Below are 17,687 nucleotides of genomic sequence, written 5' to 3'. Positions count from 1 at the left end.
ATGACAAAAAAAATCTTAATATTATCTGGTGGTATATCTAAGGAACGGTTAATTAGCTTAGATACTGGAAAGCAAGTTGCCAAAGAGTTAATTAAAAATGGATATAAGGTTTTAATTAGTGAGCCTGATAAAAATCTTTCAAAGAATATCACTTCATTTAAACCAGATGTTATTTTTAATGCGCTACATGGACAATTTGGTGAGGATGGATACATTCAAGCAATTTTAGAGACTAAAAAAATTCCATACACACACTCAGGTGTAATTGCATCATCAATAGCAATGGATAAAGAAATTTCAAAAAAAATTTTTATAAAAAATAAAATACTAACTCCAAAATATATTAAATTTAATCATAAAAAAAATAAACTTAACATTATAAAATTAATTGAAAAAAATTTAAAATTCCCTGTAGTAGTAAAACCTATAAATGAAGGGTCTAGCGTTCATGTATATATTTGTGACAAGACCAATATATTAAAAAACTTAAAAGTATTAAAAAGTTATAATGAAATATTAATTGAGGAATTTATACCAGGTAGAGAAATCCAAGTTGCAATAATGAATAATAAATCACTTGGTGCAATTGAACTTGAGCCTAAAAGAAAGTTTTATGATTATGAGGCAAAATATAATTCTAGTGCTAAGACAAAGCACTTAATTCCTGTAGATTTGAGTAAAAATAATCTAGCTAAAATTACTGGCATAGCAAGAGCAGCTCATAAGATTATAGGCTGTAAAGGTGTTACAAGATCTGACTTTAAATTTTTTAACGGGAAGTTTTATTTGTTAGAGATTAATACTCAGCCTGGAATGACTAAACTTTCATTAGTCCCTGAGATTGCAAAACATAAGGGTATAAGTTTTATAAAATTAATTGAATGGATTTTAAAAGATGCATCAATCAATAGGTAAAAAAAATAAAATAATAATTTATTTATTATTTTTATTCATTTTAAGCACTACTAGTGCAAAATTTATAAACGATCAAAAAAAATTATCTTCATCAATAACTAAAATAAACATTACAGGTCTTTCTGAGAGAAAAAATTTGGAGATCCTAAATAACCTTAATAACCTTTTATACAAAAGTATATTTGTCATTAATGAGGAAGAAATAATAAAAATTTTAGAAAAACATAATATTATACAAGAGTTTAATATAAAAAAAATTTACCCATCAACACTTAACATTAAAATTAAACCAACTAAATTAATTGCTCGAGTTTCTAATAATAGTCAATATCTAGTAGGTGCCAATGGTAAGTTAATTGAAGATAAAAGTAACAACGAACTACTCCCATACATTTTTGGTGAATTTAATTCTCAAGATTTTTTATCATTTAAAAAAAATATTGAAAAATCTATGTGGTCTTTTTCAAATTTAAAAGAATTATCTTTTTTCCCATCAGGTAGATGGGATATTTTAACTGATAAGGATATTTTGATTAAGCTACCACAAGAACATATTGTAGCGTCATTAAACTTATCTAAGGAACTTATCAATAATGATAATTTTAAAGATTTTAAATTTATTGATTTGAGAATTAAAAATCATTTAGTTGCTAAGTAATGAGTGATAAAAAATTTCAAATAATAATTGACTGTGGTTCTTCAAAAATAAGAGCAGGTGCATTTAATGAGGAAAGTAAGAATAATTCTTTTTTTATTGAGAGTAATTTTTATACAGAGCAATTTAATCTTAAACCAGATATTCAAAAAATTATTGCTTCGCTAGAAAAATCCACAAATGAATATATTGATAATATAGATTTGATGATAGATAGTTCAAAAACGATTTCTGTTGCAATTTCTGTATTTAAAAAAATTGAAGAACTGAAATTAAGACAAGATGATATCATATTTTTAATTCAAGAAGCAAAGCAGCAAATAAAAAAATATTATTCAGATTATAATATTGCACACATAATTATAAATAATTATAAAATTGATAATGTTGATTATTCTGAGTTACCAGATGAAATCGATTGCCAATTTATATCGCTAGACATTATTTTTATCTGTCTTCCAAGTGAATTAGTCTTTAGCTTTAAAAATATTTTTTCAGAATTAAATATATCAATTAATCAAATAATTTGCTCTAGTTATGCAAAATCAATCAATTATAAAAATAATTTAAATTTAACAGGAGAGGTATCTTTCATTGATATTGCTTTTAAAAAAACATCAATTATTTCTTTTTATAATGATAAATTAATCTTTTTGGACGTTCTGCCGATAGGTGGAAACCATATTACTAAAGATATTTCTCTACTTTTAAAAATTGATATTAATGAAGCAGAAAAACTTAAATTAAATTTTGAAAAAAATAACGAACATACTGATAATCCAAATTTTTCTTTGGAAATGCTACAAAAAATAGCTTTTGCTAGAACGGAAGAGATTCTTGAATTATGTGATAAATCTCTTGTCTCAAATGCAAAGGTAAAGACCCAATCTAAGATGATACTGATGGGAGAAGGATCAAAAATTTTAGATAATAAATTTAAAGATAAAATTTCATTTTCTAAAGATATTGATTTTTTAGAGGAAACCCTAGGTGATGTTTGTCAATCTGGGTACAAACTAAGAAAAATGTATGACAAACAAGAGGTTGTAGTTGTGCCAAAAAAACAAATAAAACAAGGTTTTTTTGAAAAACTTTTTCATTTTTTCAAATAGACTAGTATTTTCTCGTAACATTTGTTGTTTTTCTAAATTTAAACCAATTATTTATAAGAATAATAATGTCTGTTCTTAATCAAAAAACTATCAATAGAGATATTATCTTTAAAGGTGTTGGGCTTCATAGTGGAGCAAATGTAACTATGACGGTTAAGCCAGCAAAACCAAATTCGGGAATTCTTTTTAAAAGAGTTGATTTAAAAGAAAATAATATAGTAGTTCCAAATATTTTTAATGTTAGTAGTGCAGTATTTTGTACAACCATAGCTAATGAAAGTGGAGTTAGCATATCAACAATAGAACATTTAATGGGAGCACTATATGGTTTAGGGATTGATAATGTCCTAGTAGAGATTGATAATCAGGAAGTACCAATTCTTGATGGGTCAGCAAAAATTTTTATTGAAGAAATATCAAAAGCTGGAATAAAAAGTAGTGAAGCACCAATAAAGATTATTAAAATTGAAAAAAGAATTGAATTTAATGATGGTAAAAAAACAATTTCTATAGAGCCAAGCAAAGTTAGTTTGGATATAGATTTTGAACTAAAATATGAAAATAATTTAATTGGAACGCAAAGAAATTTAGTAAGTGTATTCGAGTCAGATTTGACTGATATTTATAATTCAAGAACCTTCTGTCTTTTTGAGGATATTGCAAAGCTAAAAGAAATGGGATTAGCTCAAGGAGGAAGTCTTGAAAATGCAATAGTTGTTAAGGACAATGAAATTTTAAATGAAAAAGGTCTTAGAAATAAAAAAGAATTTGTAAACCATAAGATTTTAGATTGTATGGGAGATTTATATCTAGCAGGTTATAAAATAATTGGAAAAATTATTTGTTCTCAAGGAGGGCATAAATTAACTAACCAATTATTGAGAAAAGTTTTTCAACAAGACGAAAATTTTTCATTAATAGAGATTACAGAAAAACATTTGCCAAATACCTTCATAAATAAGAGTCACCTAAGATCTATTGCTTAAAAAATAGAGTTTTATTCATAATCTGTTAGAATAAGACCATGCTTTCAAAATTAAAAATTATACTTCTTTTAATCACTTTTACCTTTATTTGGTCTTGTGGAGATAAAACAAAACAAATATCTGAAATTGTAGAAGTGGATATGGAAATGCAGATGTCTGATGCATACAAAGAGGGTTATTTTGAACTTCAAAGAGGAGATGTTTTATTAGCAGCTAAAAAATTTAATGAGGCTGAGTTGTTATTTCCACAGTCACCCTGGGCTGCAAAATCTGCAATTATGGCAGCTTATGCATACTATACTCAAGATTATTACAGTGATGCAATTTTTGAGTTAGAAAGATATTTAGTAACATATCCAAATCATAAAGATAAAGTTTATGCACATTTTCTTCTAGGTATGAGTTTTTATGAACAAATAGTTGATGAAAAAAAAGACTTAAAATCAATATTAGATTCTAAGGAGCAATTTGAAACTATAATTAGAGATTATCCTAGTACAGAATTTGCCATGGATGCTAAATTTAAAATAGATTTAATTAATGAAATTTTGGCAGCAAAAGAGATGTACATAGCTAGATATTATCTAAAAAAAACTAAGTGGATTCCAGCACTTAATCGATTTAAAACAGTTGTTAAAGATTACAATACAACCATTTATACAGAGGAAGCTCTTCATAGACTGGTTGAAATTAATTATAGACTTGGATTAATTAATGAGTCAAAAAAATATGCAAGCACTTTAGGATACAATTACCAATCTTCTGATTGGTATAAAAATTCTTACAAAGTATTTAATAAAGATTATAGAGATGGTGTAAAAGAATTACAAAAAGATAAAAAGAAAAAGATAGGTTTAATAAAAAGATTTAAGGGATTGTTCGAGTAAAATGAATGATAAAGATCTTGAAATTGAATACTTAAAAAAAATTAATTTATTTCAGAGACATAACAAGCATTATTATGATAAAAACAAACCTATCGTATCAGATCAAGAATTTGATCTTTTAAAAAAAGATATAATAGATTTAGAGAGTAAATATAAATTTTTAAAAAGTGAATATTCTCCCACTAAATCCATAGGATTTAAACCATCAAAAAACTTTCAAAAAATAAAACATAAAGTTCCAATGTTGTCGCTTGGAAATGCTTTTAATGAAGAAGACTTAAAAAATTTTGAAAAAAAAATAATTAATTTCTTAAGTTTAAAAGATGTAAATACTATCGAATATAGTGCTGAACCAAAAATTGATGGAATATCTGCATCCCTAATTTATATTAATGGAAAATTAACCAAAGGGCTTTCTAGAGGAGATGGTAATGAAGGAGAGGATATTACACAAAATTTAAAAACCATTAAGGATATACCTTTGGGGATTACTAAGAGTAACTTCCCTAAAGAAATAGATATTAGAGGTGAAGTTTTTATAGAAAATAATGATTTTAAAAAAATTAAAGACAAGTTTGCAAACCCTAGAAATGCTGCTTCTGGATCATTAAGACAAAAAAATTCATTAATAACTGCAAAAATTCCATTAAAATTTATTGCCTACACATATGGTTATGAAAAAAAAATGAATATCAAAAATCAAACAAGTTTCTTAGAAAATTTAAAATTATGGGGGTTTAAAACAAATCCATTTAATAAAAAAATTATTGGGGTTAAAAATTTAATGTTAAATCATAAAGAATTAGAGGAAAAAAGAAAAGAGCTGGCATTTGATATAGATGGAATTGTTTATAAAGTTAATGATTTTGATTTACAAAAAAGACTAGGTTTTGCTGCTAATGCACCCAGATGGGCGATAGCACATAAGTTTTCAGCTAATAGCTCAATTTCAGAAATAATGAATATTGAAATACAAATTGGTAGAACGGGGGCACTTACCCCGGTTGCAAAAATTAAACCAGTTAATATAGGGGGCGTCATAGTTTCAAATGCAACGCTTCACAATGAAGATGAAATTATTAGAAAAGATATAAGAGTAGGGGATACGGTCACTGTTGAAAGAGCTGGAGATGTAATTCCACATGTAGTTTCAGTAGATTTAAAAAAAAGAAAACAAAATTCAAAGAAATTTATTTTTCCATTAAAGTGCCCATCGTGTGGAAGCAAAACAATTAAAGATTATAATGAGACAACTAAAAGACAAGATGCTGTAAGAAGGTGTGCTAGTGAGGGGTTTGAATGTGAAAAAATTGCCATAGAAAGAATTAAACATTTTGTTTCTAAGGACGCATTTAACATAGACGGATTTGGCAAGAAAATTGTTGAAAATTTTTGGAATCTAAAATTAGTAAGACTTCCACAGGATATATTTAAGCTTAATTATAATAAAATAGAAGAACTTGAAGGATGGGGAAAATTATCAGTTGCTAATTTAAGATTCTCAATTGAAGAAAAAAAAAATATTTCTCTAGAGCGATTTATTTATTCATTAGGAATAAGACATATTGGACAAGAAAATGCTAAGCTTATTGCAAGACACCTTAAAACAGCATCTAATTTTTTTAGACTATCAGGGGAAAACAATATTGAAAGTTTATCTAATATTGATGGAATTGGAATAACTCAAATTCAATCCATTAAAAAATTTTTTCTAAATAAAACTAATCTTAAAGTGCTGTCTGAGTTAGAAAAAAATTTATTAATCAAAGATGTAATTTTAATAAATAATAATGGATTGTTAAAAAATAAAACTTTTATGTTAACTGGGAAGTTAAATGGAATAAGTAGGGCGGAAGCAAAATCATTGATAGAACAAAATTCAGGAAAAATAATTAGTAACGTTAATAAAAAACTTGATTATTTAATTGCTGGAGACAAACCAACTCTAAAAAAAATAAACACAGCTAAGGAGTGGAATATAAAAATTATTAATCAGACAGAATGGTTAAAAATGTTAAATAAGAGTGGCTAACCACTTTCTTTCTTTTTTATTAAGTAAACTAGAAAATTCTGAATAAATATTTAAATGATATTTAAACAAGTAATCTTTTTCTATTTTATTTAATAACTCGTAGTTAATTAAATCTATTTCTAATGGAGCAAGTGTGAGGTTTTCAAAATTAAAGCTTCTTTTGGTTTTTTTGGCATAGATTAAGTTTTCGATCCTAATACCAAAGTGGTTTTTTTTATAAAAACCAGGTTCATTACTCAGGATCATTCCATTTTTTATCTTTATCGAATTATGTTTTGAGATAGATTGAGGTCCTTCATGGACGTTTAAAAAAAAACCAACTCCATGGCCTGTTCCGTGGGCATAATCTTGACCTTCTTTTTTTAAATATTTTCTAGCTCTTATGTCGATTTTTTTTCCAGTGTCATCTTTATTCAAATTTGTTAAGGCAACTGCAATATGTCCTTTTAATACGTTCGTATAAGCATTTTTGATAAATTTGTTTTGTTTTGAGAATGAAATAGTCCTCGTAACATCTGTAGTACCGTAATGATATTGTCCACCCGAATCTACCAATAAAATATCATTCTGTTCAATTTTTTTAGTTGTTTTTTTATTAGCCCTATAATGAACAATTGCCCCATTTGAGCCAGCGCCAGCAATAGTATCAAAACCTGGAAATAAATAATCTTTATTTAGTTTTCTGAATTTTTCTAATTTGTTTTGTGCATACACTTCTGTAATTTTTTTTTTATTAACATTTTTAATCCAATAAATAAATCTTGTTAACGCTAAGCCATCTTTTTTATGGGCTTCGATCATATGTTTTATTTCATTAGAATTTTTCATTGATTTTAATTCATAAACAGGATCATCAAATTTAAGTATATTAAAATTTGATTTAATTATTTTTTCATAAAAAATTGAGCAGGTTTTATTATCAATAATAAAATTTTTACCTTTTAAATTATCTAAAAATTGTGGAAGTGATTTGATTGGTAAAATTTGTTTCTTTTTAATCTTTTTATCTAATAGAAGATTCTTTAATTTTTTTTCATTTGTTATTAAAAAAAATTCTTTTTTTTTATTTAGTATCAATCTTGCATTCGCAATTGGGCTATTTGGATTATCATATCCACGAATATTTAAAAGCCATGCCACATTTTCAGGTGCAGAAATGAAACAATAATCTGCTTTGTTGTTTTTAAGAAATCGGACTACTTTAGAAATTTTAGAACTATATGGCTCACCTACAATTTTTGTGTCTAAAGAGTAGAATGGCTTAGTAGGTTTTTCTTTGAATTTAAATATTTGGTCAATTAAGTTTTGGTCAATTGAAATTAAGTTATTATTCTTGAAATATTTATTAAGTAATTTTGATGTAAATAGTGTTGGGTCATAGCCTAAATTAAAATTCTTAATAATTGTGTGAGGCAGTTTTTTATGAATTTCAATAATCTTAAAATTTTTAGATGATTGTTGATGCGCTTGAATAGTATACCTTCCATCGACAAATAAATAATTTTGTTTTTTTAAAACTACTGCAAAACCTGCAGAACCTGAAAATCCTGTAATATTCTTTAACCTATCATTTTTTGCATATTCAGAAAAATATTCATCATTTTTTGGAATAATATAACCGTCAATGTTATATTGTTTAAATTTTTTTCTTAGAATTTTTATTTTTTCTAAAATCATTTAATTCTTTTTTGATATCTTATCCACCCAGGACTTCTAGTTCCATCTTCAATTTCAAAATCTTGATTAAATTCAAAATCTTCTTCATTATCTTTAGAGTCGTCAAAAAAAGAATTCTTTTCTAAAAATTTTTCTGGTAATTCCTCAATAAATCTTGAAGCCATACTGTCTATCCAATTTCCTTGATAAAACCTATTCATAGCAAAAGATATCAGTGCTTTTTTTTTTGCCCTTGTTATTCCCACATATGCCAAGCGCCTTTCTTCTTCAAGCCCATTTTGGCCTTTCTCTTCAATAGATTTTTGGTGTGGGAAAAGACCTTCTTCCCAACCGGGTAAGAAAACCACATCAAATTCAAGTCCTTTAGATCCATGCATTGTCATCATGTTAACTTTTTCTCCATCCCAATCTTGATCAACTGAGGTAGCAAGAGCAACATGTTCTAGAAAATTTTCTAAATTATCAAAATCTTTCATCGCACTTAAAAGCTCTTTAATGTTTTCAAGTCTGTTTTCATTTTCTAAATCTTTTTTGTTTTTTAACATACTTGAATAACCAGATTCATCTAAAACTAGTTGTAATAATTTAACATGGTTAATTTTTTTAATATTAATGTCATTCCTCCACTTATCCATTAAGAATAAAAAAGAGCTTAGACCAATTTTAGTTTTGGGTTTAATTAAATTTTCTTCAATTAATTTTTTAGAAGCAATTTCCAAACTAACAGCATTTGTTTTTGAAAACTCATGAATTAATTTTATAGTACTTTCTCCAATTGCTCTTTTGGGATTATTGACTATTCTATCAAAAGCTAAATCATCTTTTGGCTGGTGAATCAATCTTAAATAAGCAACACAATCTTTAATTTCTGCTCTTTCATAAAATTTTGTCCCACCAAGAATTCTGTAGGGTAAGCCAATTTTTAAAAATCTTTCTTCAAATTCTCTTGTCTGAAAAATAGCTCTAACAAGAATAGCAATATTATTAAAAGAATATTTTTTTTTAAGTTTTTTTTCTATTTCATCAGAAACCCCTATTGCTTCATCTTTTCCATTCTTAAAACAATTAAGCTTAACAAGATCTCCTTCCTCCATAGTTGTCTTTAAAGTTTTTCCAACTCTGTTTTGATTGTTAGCTATAAGATTTGAAGCAACAGATAATATATTTTGTGAGGAACGATAATTTTCTTCTAATCTTATTACTTTTGAATTTTTATACACTTGATCAAACTCTAAGAAATTTTTTATCTCTGCTCCACGCCAACTATAAATGGATTGATCATCATCTCCAACACAGCATAAATTTTTATGCTTTTCTGAGAGCAAGTTTAGCCATCTACTTTGTATATAATTAGTATCTTGGTATTCATCCACAAGTATATATTTAAAATTATTTGAATAAATATTTCTAATGTCCTGATTTTTTTCTAAAATTTTAACCACGTGTAAAATTAAATCTCCAAAGTCACATGCATTTAAATCTAATAACTTTTGTTGATAAATTTTATATAGAGGACGTATAGTTCTTTCAAAAATATCATTTTTATTGATAACGACTTCATCTGGATAGAAGCCTTTATTTTTCCACCTATCAATTATTGAAAGAATAAACTTTGGGGCTAATTGTTTTATGTCTATATTTTCAGCTTTACATATATTTTTGATTAATCTTACCTGGTCATCTGTATCAATAATTGTAAAATTAGAAGTTAATCCAGCTGCAGGTGCATGTTTTCTTAGAAGTTTTGCACATATAGAATGAAAAGTCCCGAGCCATGAAAGCCCGATTGCCTCAGAATTTAATATAGAGCTTACTCTGTTTTGCATTTCTTTTGCAGCCTTATTAGTAAAAGTCACTGATAAGATTTGATTTGGAAAAGCCTTTTTTTCATTGATTATATGAGCAATTCTTGAGGTTAGAACTTTTGTTTTTCCAGATCCAGCTCCCGCAACAATCAATAATGGTCCATCAAGATATAAAACAGCCTCTTTTTGAGCATTATTCAGGTTGTTTAAATATTCAGAGTTTATCATTTTTTAAATTTGATTATAAGCTATTAAAACCTTCAATGTGATTTATGAAACAAATTGTTAAAAATTTTAATAACTTAATTAAAAAGACAATATTCAAACTTAAAAAAAAAACAAATAATAAGTTTCATGTTAGTACTTTTAATAAATATATAATAACCGCAATTAGTATATTATTTGCCTATATTTTTTATTTATTAATACCTCTATTGTATGACAAAAATTGGGTACAAAATAAGATTGTTAGTAAATTAAGCTCTGAATTTAATATAAATTTAACTAACTCTTTTGATATCTCATATCGCATTTTACCAAAACCTCATTATTTAATTAGAGACAGCAAAACTTCTTTAGCAGAGATTAAAACATTAAATGTTTTAATTAGTCAAAATAATTTTTTCAATAAGGATAGTATTAGAATAAACGAAGTATTTATTGAAGAGGCAAATTTTTCTTTATTAAGTAATGATTTAAAACCACTTTATAAAGACAGTGAAAATAAATTTTCTAAAAAAAAAATTAAAATTAATGATAGTAATGTTTTTTTTAAGAACAATTTAAACGAAGTAATTTCAATTATAAAAATCTCCAATGCATTTTTATTTTTTGATGAAAAAAATTTATTTAATCTTTTTGATTTAAAAGGAGAAATTTTTAATATACCTTTTGAATTAAATTATCAAAATACAATAAATTCACAAAAAAATATTAAGATAAAGGCTTCCGATATTAAACTTAAAATTATAGACAAATTTTTTAAAAAAGATGAAGATTTAAACAGTGGAATGAATAATATTTCTATACTAAATTCATCTATCAATACGAAATACAGTATTAAGGATCAAATAGTAATATTTCAATCAGATGGCTCTAAAACTCTTAACTCTAAAATAAACTATAATGGACAACTTGCAATAAATCCATTCGATCTAAATCTAAAGATTGATTTATATAATTATAAAATTTCTAATTTATTTACACCAAACTCTATAATCAACGAATTTATTAAATCAGGTTTATTATTTAATGAAAATATTAGTGTACACACTTTAGTAAATATTAAGTCTACAAAAAAAGATAAAATCTTTAATGAAGCTAAACTGAAGTTAAAAATTTTAAATGGCAAAATAAGTTTTGATAAATCAATATTTATCAACAATAATATTGGTTTAATAGAAGTTTCTAATAGTGATTTATTTTTAGAAAATGATAAATTAATTTTATCAGCTAATTTATCAATAGATATTAAAGATCCTGATAGATTGTATTCTTTTTTAAGCACCAATAAAAGATTAAGAAAAGATATTAAAAACATCAAGCTAAATATAATTTATGATTTTCTGGGTAATGAAATTACTTTTAAAAATATTAAGATAGATGACAACAAGGTGAGTGATCAATTCTATAATATAGCTGAGGGTTTTAATGATAATAGTTCTAATAATTTGACTAAAAGTAGAAGATTATTAAACGAACTAATAGGTCTTTATGAGGGGTAGATCATTTTTTTAGGATCTACTATTTTTTCATAATCTTTCTCATCAACAAGACCTGTTTTAAGAGTCTCATGTTTTAGTGTTGTCCCATTTTTTAAAGCTACCTTTGCAATTTTTGCTGCATTATCATATCCGATATGTGGAGCTAGTGCTGTTACTAGCATTAAAGAATTATCCAGATGCTCTTTAATTCTTTTCTTGTTAGCTTTTATTCCTTTAACACAATAAATTGCAAAATTTTTAGTACTATCAGCAATAAGATCTATCGATTGAAGTACATTATGAGCAATCATTGGCTTAAATACATTCAATTCAAAATGCCCGTGCGATCCAGCAATTGTAATTCCAGTATGATTGCCTATTACTTTGGCACAAACCATTGTTACTGCCTCACATTGAGTAGGGTTAACTTTTCCTGGCATAATAGATGAACCAGGTTCATTTTCTGGCAATATTAATTCACCATATCCAGCACGAGGCCCTGAACCTAAAAATCTCACATCATTTGATATTTTCATTAATGCAACAGCACAGGTATTTAGTGTGCCTGAAAAATTTACAATAGAGTCGTGAGCTGCAAGTTCTGCAAATTTATTTGGAGCTGGTTTAAAAGGGATTTTAGTATATTTAGCAATCTCTTTAACAATTTTTTTATCAAAACCTTTTTTAGAGTTAATACCTGTCCCAACAGCCGTCCCGCCTTGTGCTAAAAAATATATTTCTTTAAGTGAAAGCTCTACTCTTTCAATGCATTTTTTTAGCTGTACCTGGTAGCCTGAAAATTCTTGCCCAAGTGATAATGGTGTTGCATCTTGTAAATGGGTTCTGCCAATTTTAATAATATTTTTAAATTCTTTAGATTTTTTTGCTAATTCTTTTTCTAAAATTTTTAAGTTAGGTAATAGTTTTGATATAGTCTCTTGAGCAACAGATATATGCATAGCTGTTGGAAAAACATCATTTGTTGATTGAGATTTATTTACATGATCATTTGGATGAACTGGTTTTTTTGAACCTTTTTTTCCACCCAATATTTCAATTGCTCTGTTTGCAATTACTTCATTAACATTCATATTAGTTTGTGTGCCAGATCCTGTTTGCCAAACCTTTAGAGGAAAATTTTCATCTAGTTTTCCTTTTATAACTTCATCTGAAGCTTTAATTATTGAATTAGTAATTTTTTTATTTATCTGCTTTTCTTTATAATGCACTAAAGCAGCAGATCTTTTAATGATCGCAATAGATTTTATTATAGAAATATTAACTAAAATTTTTCCAATATTAAAAAACTTATTAGACCTTTGAGTTGATGCACCCCAATACTTATCACTAGGTACGTTGATGCTTCCAATACTGTCAAACTCTTTTCTTAATTTCATTGATTAATATATAATTAGTAATTTAATATACTTATATATTAATTATTAAAAACTTACAGGAGCTAAATGTCAAATTTTAACAAAGTAAAAACTTTTATGGAAACCTTTGGTCAAGAAGTCAAAACTAAGCCATCTTTTAGCACTGATAAGATCAATAGTCTTAGATATGATTTAATAAAAGAGGAATTAGAAGAGCTTAAAGAAGCAATGGAAAATAAAGATCTTTTAGAAGTTGCAGATGCTTTAACAGACATATTGTATGTCACTTATGGGGCTGGACATGCGTTTGGTATTGATCTTGATAAGTGCTTTGAGGAAGTACAAAGTTCAAATATGAGTAAATTAGGTGAGGATGGCAAACCTATCTATAACGAATCTGGAAAAGTTATGAAGGGCCCTAAATATTTTAAACCTGATCTAACTAAATTTGTAAATTAGTAGGGGCGTTCTGTTACCCGGTGCCCCAGACCGTGCTTCTATAATTAACCTAAGTTAATTATGCAGCAAGTGCGTAACTTTCGTCAGCATTTAAAGTTTAGCCCGTTACGGTGGAACAATCCCGAACGAAAGAATAGCCTTTAGTCACCCGTCGATCCTATTTCACCCCCGTAAGTTGTAATGGTGGAGGTGGTGGGTACTGCCCCCACGTCCGTAATGGTTATTACGAAATTCGTTTATCGTCGTAGTTGGCAAGCCAACACTATTACTATAAAAGCATTTGAAAGAGATTCAATAAAAATCATGAAATTAACTAAAGAACAATCACAAGAGATCAAAGATCAACAAGGTCAGCAAAATCAAACGAAAAGGGTTACTGCCCCAGCGCTTGAAAATATTCTGTATGAGGCAATGCCAGCATTAGACCATGGTTTTGTAAGAGTTATTGATTACATGGGAGATGACACTTCAATTGTTCAGTCAGCTAGAGTTTCGTATGGAAAAGGAACCAAACAAGTTTCAACAGATGCAGGTTTAATTAAATATTTAATGAGACATTGGCACAGCACTCCATTTGAAATGTGTGAAATCAAATATCATGTGAAGCTTCCAATTTTTATTGCTCGTCAATGGATAAGACATAGAACAGCAAATGTTAATGAGTACTCAGCTAGGTATTCAATTTTAGATAAAGAATTTTATTTGCCATCTGCAGAAAATTTAGCAGCTCAATCTTCAAGCAACAGACAAGGTAGAGGTGATGTTATTGAAGGTGAACAAGCAAAAGAAGTTTTAGAACTTTTAAAAAATGATGCTGAACAAACTTATGACAACTATGAGATGATGCTCAATCAAAGATTTGATGGATCAACGATTGATGAAAATAAAAAAGGGTTAGCAAGAGAACTTGCAAGAATGAATTTAACTTTAAACACTTATACCCAGTGGTATTGGAAAACTGATTTATTAAACTTAATGAATTTTTTAAGATTAAGAGCTGATAGTCATGCTCAGTATGAAATAAGAGTTTATGCTGACATCATGTTAGATACTGTTAAGAAATGGGTACCTATAACTTATGATGCGTTCATGGATTATAGAGTAGGGGGCACAGAAGTTTCAGCTAAAGGAAAAATTATCATTCAAAAACTTATTAAAGGTGAGGATGTTAATCCAGATAGTTCAGGCTTATCCAAAAGAGAATGGAATGAACTTATGGTTTCTTTTGATCTTAAAGATAAGTTGATTTAATTTTTCTAGCAAAGTCTAAATATATTTTAGAAATTTCGTGTTCAGGATTAGCTTCAACAATTGGCTTTCCTTCATCTCCACATTTTCCAACCTCAGGATTTATTGGAATTTCTCCTAAAAATTCTTTTTCAAATTCTTCCGCAGTTCGCTTAACCCCACCTTCACCAAATATTTTATATTTTTTACCATCATCACCAGTGAAATAGCTCATGTTATCAACTAAACCTAAAATCTTAACTCCAAGCTTGTCAAACATTTTAATCCCTCTTTTAACATCAAGAAGAGCTACTTCTTGAGGAGTTGAGACAATGATTGCTCCATCCATCTTAATTTCTTGAGAAAAAGTTAATTGGGTATCTCCAGTTCCTGGAGGCATATCAACAATGATAAAATCTAAATCTTTCCAACCAACTTTTTGTGTAAATGTTTTAATTGCACTAGTAACCATAGGTCCACGCCAAATCATTGGAGTTTGTTGATCTGCAAGAAAACCAATGGACATACATTGAATGTCATATTTTGTAATTGGAGTTAAGGTTTGACCATCACTTTTTGGTTTTTCATTAATATCAAACATCTTTGGAATTGAAGGACCATAAATATCAGCGTCAAGTAAACCAACTTTGCAGCCAATTTGTTTTAATGCTAAAGCAAGGTTGGTTGCAAAAGTTGATTTTCCAACTCCTCCTTTTGCACTTGAAACAGCTATTGTAAATTTTGTTCCTAAAATTGGGTTCTTTGTAAACTTTCTAGGTTCCAGTTTTTTTTTCATTGCGTCACTTAGTTCTGGCTTTTTATCAGTCATATTTTTATCATTACTTGTTTTTTGTGAGAAAGACATTATATACTTTGTCATATGTCAGACGATTTTCAAGGTAGAGGCGGAAGCCCATGGGGAACACCTCCAGGAGGAGGAAATGGTTCGGGAAAAGGACCTACACCACCTGATGTAGATGCAATTATTAGAGATATTCAAAGTAAAATAAATAAATTTTTACCTGGTGGAAGCTCATCAGGAGGAAAACCAATTATATTATTTCTAATTATTTTAGCCTTCGTATGGTTAGCAAGTGGCCTATATAGAGTACTTCCGGATGAACAAGGTGTTGTTCTTAGATTCGGTAAGTTTATTAAAACTACACAACCAGGATTAAATTATCATATTCCGTTTCCAGTAGAGGCTGTTGAAACACCAAAAGTTACAAAAGTTAATAGAATGGATATTGGTTTTAGATCTGAAAGAGAAAGTGGTTTTTCACAAGGTGGAGGAGTGGCAGATATTCCTCAAGAAAGTTTAATGTTAACAGGGGATGAAAATATTGTTAATATCGATTTTTCAGTATTCTGGTTAATTAAAGATGCAGGAAAATTTTTATTTGAGGTCCAAGACCCAGAAAGCACAGTGAAAGCTGCTGCAGAAACTGCAATGAGAGAAGTTGTTGCTAAAAGTAATATTCAATCAATTTTAACTGAAGGAAGAGCTAAAATTGAAATTGAAACACAAGAAATTATTCAAAAGATATTAGATGAATACAATAGTGGTATTCAAGTAACTCAAGTACAAACGCAAAAAGCAGACCCACCTAATCAGGTAATTGATTCTTTTAGAGATGTGCAAGCTGCAAGAGCGGATATGGAAAGATCAAAAAATGAAGCCGAGGCTTATGCAAACGACGTGATCCCAAGAGCTAGAGGAGAAGCTGCAAAAATTATGCAAGCAGCTGAAGCTTATAAACAACAAGTGGTTGCTCAAGCAGAAGGTGAAGCTAGCAGATTCGTATCTATCTATGAAGAGTATGCAAAAGCAAAAGAAGTTACTCAAGAAAGAATGTACTTAGAGACTATGGAAAAAGTTTTAGCTGATATTGATAAAGTAATTATAGAAAAAAATGCAGGTTCAGGTGTGGTGCCGTATTTACCATTACCAGAGCTAGGTAAAAAAAAGGCAAGTAACTAATGAAAGTACAAAAAATTTTATTACCAATAATTATTGCAGTAGGAGCGTTAGCGTTTCTATCTATGTTTATAGTTAAAGAGACAAACCAAGCGATTGTTCTCCAATTTGGTGATCCTAAAAGAATTATTACAAAACCAGGTTTAAATTTTAAAATTCCTTTTATTCAAAACGTAGTTTTTCTAGATACAAGAATTTTAAATTTAGATACGCCTCCAGAAGAAGTTATTGCATCAGATCAAAAACGTTTAATTGTTGATGCATTTGCAAGATTTAGAATTGTAGATCCTTTAAAATTTTATATTTCAGTTGGGAATGAAAGAGTTGCAAGATCAAGACTAGCAACAATTATTAACTCAAGACTGAGAAATGTATTAGGTCAGCAAGAATTACAAACTTTGCTTTCAAAAGACAGAACTAAACAAATGGCTTTAATACAAGAAGGTGTAAATACTGAAGCTGAAAGTTTTGGAATTAAAATAGTAGATGTTAGAATTAAAAGAGCGGACCTTCCACAAGCAAACAGTGATGCAATTTATAGAAGAATGCAGACTGAAAGGGAAAGAGAAGCAAAAGAATTTAGAGCAAAAGGTGCTGAGATGGCAGTTACAATTACTTCAACTGCAGACAAAGATGTTTCTGTAATTTTAGCAAATGCTAATAAAGAATCTGAAATCATGAAGGGTCAAGGAGATGGTGAAAGAAATAAGATTTTTGCAGAAGCCTTTGGAAGAGATGCAGAATTTTTTGCTTTCTACAGAGCAATGCAAGCCTATGAAACTGCTTTAATTGGTGGACAGACATCTTTAATTTTATCACCTGACAGTGAATTCTTTAAATTTTTTGGTAACATAAAACCTAAAAATTAATCTAAA

General features: G+C 28.2%; 15 protein-coding genes and 1 other RNA gene. 11 read left to right on the top strand and 5 right to left on the bottom strand.

Annotation, left to right across the window (positions count from 1 at the left end):
* The 6 genes from AC5SLY_RS04930 to ligA all read left to right on the top strand — a co-directional run bounded on the left by AC5SLY_RS04930 (position 1) and on the right by ligA (position 6,587).
* On the top strand, positions 1-915 hold the full coding sequence (locus AC5SLY_RS04930) for a D-alanine--D-alanine ligase (RefSeq protein ID WP_018414341.1): 915 nt from the start codon (positions 1-3) through the stop codon (positions 913-915).
* On the top strand, positions 896-1,573 hold the full coding sequence (locus AC5SLY_RS04925; RefSeq protein ID WP_278386419.1) for a cell division protein FtsQ/DivIB: 678 nt from the start codon (positions 896-898) through the stop codon (positions 1,571-1,573). The genes AC5SLY_RS04930 and AC5SLY_RS04925 overlap by 20 nt, the downstream gene beginning before the upstream one ends.
* Positions 1,573-2,682, top strand: a complete 1,110-nt coding sequence (locus AC5SLY_RS04920) for a cell division FtsA domain-containing protein (RefSeq protein ID WP_494598643.1) — start codon at positions 1,573-1,575, stop codon at positions 2,680-2,682. Before AC5SLY_RS04925 ends, AC5SLY_RS04920 begins: the two co-directional genes overlap by 1 nt.
* Before the next feature lie 65 nt (positions 2,683-2,747).
* A complete protein-coding gene (lpxC, locus tag AC5SLY_RS04915) occupies positions 2,748-3,668 on the top strand; it encodes a UDP-3-O-acyl-N-acetylglucosamine deacetylase (protein WP_006997890.1) in 921 nt (306 codons plus the stop codon).
* A 38-nt stretch (positions 3,669-3,706) separates the two neighbouring features.
* Positions 3,707-4,555: an outer membrane protein assembly factor BamD gene (locus AC5SLY_RS04910; RefSeq protein WP_020169668.1), complete on the top strand. Its 849-nt coding sequence runs from the start codon at positions 3,707-3,709 to the stop codon at positions 4,553-4,555.
* Position 4,556: 1 nt separating this feature from the next.
* A complete protein-coding gene (gene ligA / locus AC5SLY_RS04905) occupies positions 4,557-6,587 on the top strand; it encodes an NAD-dependent DNA ligase LigA (RefSeq protein WP_494598642.1) in 2,031 nt (676 codons plus the stop codon).
* Here ligA and AC5SLY_RS04900 read toward each other — a convergent pair.
* The gene (locus AC5SLY_RS04900) at positions 6,570-8,264 is read right to left on the bottom strand and encodes an aminopeptidase P family protein (RefSeq protein ID WP_494598641.1); all 1,695 of its coding nucleotides are present in this window, start codon (positions 8,262-8,264) and stop codon (positions 6,570-6,572) included. The genes ligA and AC5SLY_RS04900 overlap by 18 nt on opposite strands.
* Positions 8,261-10,297: an ATP-dependent helicase gene (locus AC5SLY_RS04895; protein WP_006997894.1), complete on the bottom strand. Its 2,037-nt coding sequence runs from the start codon at positions 10,295-10,297 to the stop codon at positions 8,261-8,263. Before AC5SLY_RS04895 ends, AC5SLY_RS04900 begins: the two co-directional genes overlap by 4 nt.
* A 44-nt stretch (positions 10,298-10,341) precedes the next feature.
* Here AC5SLY_RS04895 and AC5SLY_RS04890 point away from each other — a divergent pair, with 44 nt between their 5' ends.
* Positions 10,342-11,793, top strand: a complete 1,452-nt coding sequence (locus tag AC5SLY_RS04890; RefSeq protein ID WP_006997895.1) for a hypothetical protein — start codon at positions 10,342-10,344, stop codon at positions 11,791-11,793.
* Here the strand turns inward: AC5SLY_RS04890 and fumC are convergent.
* Complete coding sequence (gene fumC / locus AC5SLY_RS04885; RefSeq protein ID WP_494598640.1) at positions 11,781-13,169, bottom strand: class II fumarate hydratase; 1,389 nt, start codon at positions 13,167-13,169, stop codon at positions 11,781-11,783. The genes AC5SLY_RS04890 and fumC overlap by 13 nt on opposite strands.
* 66 nt (positions 13,170-13,235) lie before the next feature.
* Here fumC and AC5SLY_RS04880 point away from each other — a divergent pair, with 66 nt between their 5' ends.
* The gene (locus tag AC5SLY_RS04880; protein WP_020169662.1) at positions 13,236-13,607 is read left to right on the top strand and encodes a pyrophosphohydrolase domain-containing protein; all 372 of its coding nucleotides are present in this window, start codon (positions 13,236-13,238) and stop codon (positions 13,605-13,607) included.
* Here AC5SLY_RS04880 and ssrA read toward each other — a convergent pair.
* Positions 13,606-13,906: a transfer-messenger RNA gene (gene ssrA, locus AC5SLY_RS04875) on the bottom strand. The genes AC5SLY_RS04880 and ssrA overlap by 2 nt on opposite strands.
* 4 nt (positions 13,907-13,910) lie before the next feature.
* On the opposite strand from ssrA, the gene thyX reads away from it, so the two are divergent.
* Positions 13,911-14,858 (top strand): FAD-dependent thymidylate synthase, encoded by a 948-nt coding sequence (gene thyX / locus AC5SLY_RS04870; RefSeq protein ID WP_006997900.1) that lies wholly within the window; start codon positions 13,911-13,913, stop codon positions 14,856-14,858.
* Here thyX and AC5SLY_RS04865 read toward each other — a convergent pair.
* Positions 14,839-15,714: an Mrp/NBP35 family ATP-binding protein gene (locus tag AC5SLY_RS04865; protein WP_006997901.1), complete on the bottom strand. Its 876-nt coding sequence runs from the start codon at positions 15,712-15,714 to the stop codon at positions 14,839-14,841. The two genes, thyX and AC5SLY_RS04865, sit on opposite strands and share 20 nt — an antisense overlap.
* On the opposite strand from AC5SLY_RS04865, the gene hflK reads away from it, so the two are divergent.
* Positions 15,715-16,815, top strand: coding sequence for an FtsH protease activity modulator HflK (gene hflK, locus AC5SLY_RS04860; RefSeq protein WP_494598639.1), 1,101 nt, complete (start codon positions 15,715-15,717; stop codon positions 16,813-16,815).
* Entirely contained in the window at positions 16,815-17,681 is an 867-nt protein-coding gene (hflC, locus tag AC5SLY_RS04855) for a protease modulator HflC (protein ID WP_018414329.1), read from the top strand. The genes hflK and hflC overlap by 1 nt, the downstream gene beginning before the upstream one ends.
* Positions 17,682-17,687 lie beyond the last annotated feature (6 nt).

It is taken from the genome of Candidatus Pelagibacter sp. PS_23 (assembly GCF_059417905.1).
The sequence above is the reverse complement of the archived record's forward strand: the minus strand, read 5'-3'. Positions and strand labels throughout refer to the sequence as shown.